This is a genomic window from Candidatus Korarchaeota archaeon NZ13-K (assembly GCA_003344655.1).
Taxonomy (GTDB): Archaea; Korarchaeota; Korarchaeia; order Korarchaeales; family Korarchaeaceae; genus Korarchaeum.
The window spans coordinates 1-3,236 of the sequence record MAIU01000110.1 but is presented as its reverse complement, the minus strand read 5'-3'; the positions used below and the strand labels follow the sequence as shown (position 1 = coordinate 3,236).

At 58.1% G+C, this 3,236-nt stretch carries 4 protein-coding genes; all 4 read right to left on the bottom strand.

The features are described 5' to 3' along the window. Positions 1–260, bottom strand: a 260-nt coding sequence (locus tag BA066_07430) for a hypothetical protein (GenBank protein ID RDD52864.1), incomplete at its 3' end; no start/stop codon positions are given. Between the two features lie 266 nt (positions 261–526). Next, positions 527–1,474 carry a hypothetical protein gene (locus BA066_07425; protein ID RDD52863.1) on the bottom strand — a complete coding sequence of 316 codons (948 nt, stop codon included), beginning with the start codon at positions 1,472–1,474 and terminating at the stop codon, positions 527–529. Positions 1,475–1,618: 144 nt separating this feature from the next. Next, positions 1,619–2,419, bottom strand: a complete 801-nt coding sequence (locus BA066_07420; GenBank protein ID RDD52865.1) for an anaerobic ribonucleoside-triphosphate reductase activating protein — start codon at positions 2,417–2,419, stop codon at positions 1,619–1,621. Continuing rightward, a partial coding sequence (locus BA066_07415; protein ID RDD52862.1) for an anaerobic ribonucleoside-triphosphate reductase occupies positions 2,416–3,236 on the bottom strand: 821 nt, incomplete at its 5' end. The genes BA066_07415 and BA066_07420, both read right to left, overlap by 4 nt.

Genomic DNA, 3,236 nt, shown 5'->3' with positions numbered 1-3,236 from the left:
AGCCTCACCTGCTCCTCCCTCAGCCCCTTTATCTCCTCCCACAGCCTCGCGGTCTCCCTGTTGAAGTCCTCCCTCAGTCCCTCTATAGCCTTCCAGGTTCTGGTATGTTCCTCCAGCAATAACAGGATCCTATCGTTAACCTTCATCATCTGAGCCGAGAGGGAGAGATCAGGATACACCTCCATCATCTTCTCCAGGAGTCTGCGGATCTTCTCGGGGCTCTCCTCAATCTCCCTCATCAGCTCCTCTAGGACGGACATTTCGAGCATCAACGGAGTCTTCGGAATAAAAAGATTACCCTGCAACCCATCGAATCGGATCCCCCTCATCCTACCCCAGCATAGTGCTCTTCCAAGATCCGATTCGAGACATGGAGGCTTCGTGATGGATAATGCTGAACATCGAGTCATTCTGATAGATCATAGCCTCAGGTGAGGGCCGGTGCGGCATGATCTGGCGGCATTGTCGAACCAGGAGCATTCCCGGATTCCGGCCGATGGAGATGGGGGTGCCCATCCTCGTTGGCTCACCCGACCCAGAGCCTGGGAGGATAGCTATCTCCCATCTCCCATACCACGGCCCCGTTGTAGTAGAGCCTCATGAAGTAACCTCTCATAAGACCCCCGCCCTCCGCCGTGAACTCGACGCTCAACACGGTCTCCTCACCATCCCTCAGGCTCACGCGGAACGCCCTCCTGGTGGCCACGGTGTCCGGGAGGAAAGAGATGTCCCTCCTTATCTCGAGCACGAGCTCCCCCTCCAAGCTTCCCCTGGCCCTTATTAGGACGGCCGCGTTAACGATGGCACCGGGCCTGACCGAGAAAACCTCAGAGTTCCCGACGAACCAGCCGTACCTCTCAACGATCACTCCCTCTTCTGCCCTCAAGTGCCCAGTCTGGGCGAGGGAAGGAATGCTGAATGAGAATCTGTAGATCCCATCCCTGCGGAAGGGCATCCTGACCTCAAAACCCGGGATCTCAACTCCTAGCACCTTTATGGGGATCCTGGCGCTCCCATTCACCTCGTACCTGAAGTCAAGGTTATTATCTCCCCTCTGCATCGCCGAGATGAGAGCGTCCAGAACAACGGATATCGCCTCCTCTGGGTTGATCGAGACCGGAAGGACCAGCTTGCTCCTCCCCGGAGGGACACGGACGTCCTCAAGCGAGCCAGATGCCACTGGCCTGCCGTTGAGGCGGATCTCGTATGCGAGATCGCGCACCCTCAGCTCGTGGCTGGTCGGGTTGCTGAGCGCCATGGAGAGCCTCATGTTCACCGCCCTGACGTAGGGCTCCACGGGAGGGATGCCCAACCTCAGCCTCCACCCCAGGTCGATGTCAAGGCTCTCGAGCTGGACGGACTCAACCTTGAGGCTCCTGGCCGCACCGACCGCCCCCATGAGGTCGAACAGGATGAGTCCCGCAAGGGCCACTGGGATCAGAAGGGCAGCGATGAAGATGCGAGGAGCCCTCATGATACCCCTGATGACCTCCTCTGATAGATTATTAAACACGATTCTCCATTTTTACGGATTATCGGGTCTCCGTGAAAGGATTGGTGATCACCTCGGCATCAGGAATCCTGAATATATCACAGGTCCCAGTCGGCTCGAGACCTATCATGGCCCTGATGAAGGTGAGCATTGAGCTCTATCGGGACCTCCCTGGTGGAAGGGGCGCGGAGCGATCGAGCATCCCCTCAAGAACACCCTCCTACCTGAGATCTCCGTGAGAACCTCGAGGACCTCCTGGAGTAACTCCCCATCAGGGTCGCAGTTGAGCCGGCACCAATCCTCATCCCTCGGATCGGTCAGGGGAGGACCCAGCAGGGGATGCACAACGATCTCATAATCACAATCTATCCTCGAGAGGGCCTCCCCCGCGTACCTCCTCAGCTCATCTACGCTCAAGGATCGAGCGACCGGAACCCTCACCTCCAGCCTTTCCACCGACCTCGAGGCCATTCTCAATCCGAGCAGAAAGTCCTCCCATCTTCCCCAAGCCTCGCTCTCTGGGAGGCCGTACAGCTCATGAGGGGGGATCTTCAGATCGGTGGCCAGGTGATTCACCTCCACCCTGCTCAGCAGGTCTTGGAGCCGAGAGGGAAGTGTGAGGTTCGTGTTCAGGCTAACCCTCACACCTTGGGATGCCACCTCCCTCAGCAGGTCGGAGAGGGGCCTCCACTGCAGGAGGGGCTCGCCACCCGTGACATGGAAGTAGTCTATCAGCCCTGAGGATGGGAGGAGGTCCTCCATGAGCTCATTCAGATCCAGGACCCGGCACTTGAGTGGATCCAGAGAGGCTAGGGAATGATTATGGCAGAACGGACACCTGAGGTTGCAGCCGCAGAGCCAGAGGGTGAAGGTGACTGCCCCCCTGACGTCCACAGTGCTCAAGGGCCTCCATCCTGATCCCATCAGCTCTCCCATGGATCATCCCAGCCCCTGTAGTGGAACCTCCTGCTGAACTCCTTCCTCCTGGAAGGATTCCAGTTCCTCAGGGGTCTGTAGTAACCCACTATCCTGCTCCAAACGTCAACGTTCCTGCTCCCGCAGCCGGGGCATGTCGTGTGCAGCCCTACGCTGGACTTCCCGCAATCCCTGCAAACGGTCAAAGCTGGTGTGTAGCTCCAGTAGATCAGGTCAGTCTGGACGAGCCTCCAGGTGAGCTTCGCCAGGGCCTCCGGATCTGCCTCCTCCCCCAGGAATATGTGCATCATCACGCCGCCCGTGAAGCTCCTCTGAACCATCGCCTCCACCTCTACCCTCTGCGGGAGGCTCAGCTCCCCGTAGTAAGGCGCTATGCTGCTGCTGTAGATAGGATTCTCAGGATCCGGCAGATATCTCAAGAGCTCAGGGTATCTCTTCGCGTCTTTCATCGCCAGCTTAGCAGCAGCTGATTCTCCTGGCACCTCCTCAACGTTCCATGGTGTTCCGGTCTCCTTCATCCAGCTTCTAGCGGTGGAGGCGATGTGATCAACCACGGACCTCATCCATCTCGCCGCCTCCAAGAAATCGGACCTGGATCCCTCGAACCAGAGGTCCGGATCCCCCATCATTATTGCCGCTGCCTCTGGGAGCCCTATCACACCTATCGTGTTGAAGTGGGTTGAGGGAAACTCCTCCAGGTACTCCCCTATCATGCGATAGACCTCCGGGTACCTGCTCATGAGGTGAACGTAGCGATTCCTGAGCCACTCTCCAGCAATCCTGGCAAGCCCAAGGAAGCTCTCTAGTC

Coding starts and splice junctions, on each gene's coding strand:
- BA066_07425 (RDD52863.1), bottom strand. CDS start 1,474: ATGAGGGCTCCTCGCATCTTCATCGCTGCCCTTCTGATCCCAGTGGCC.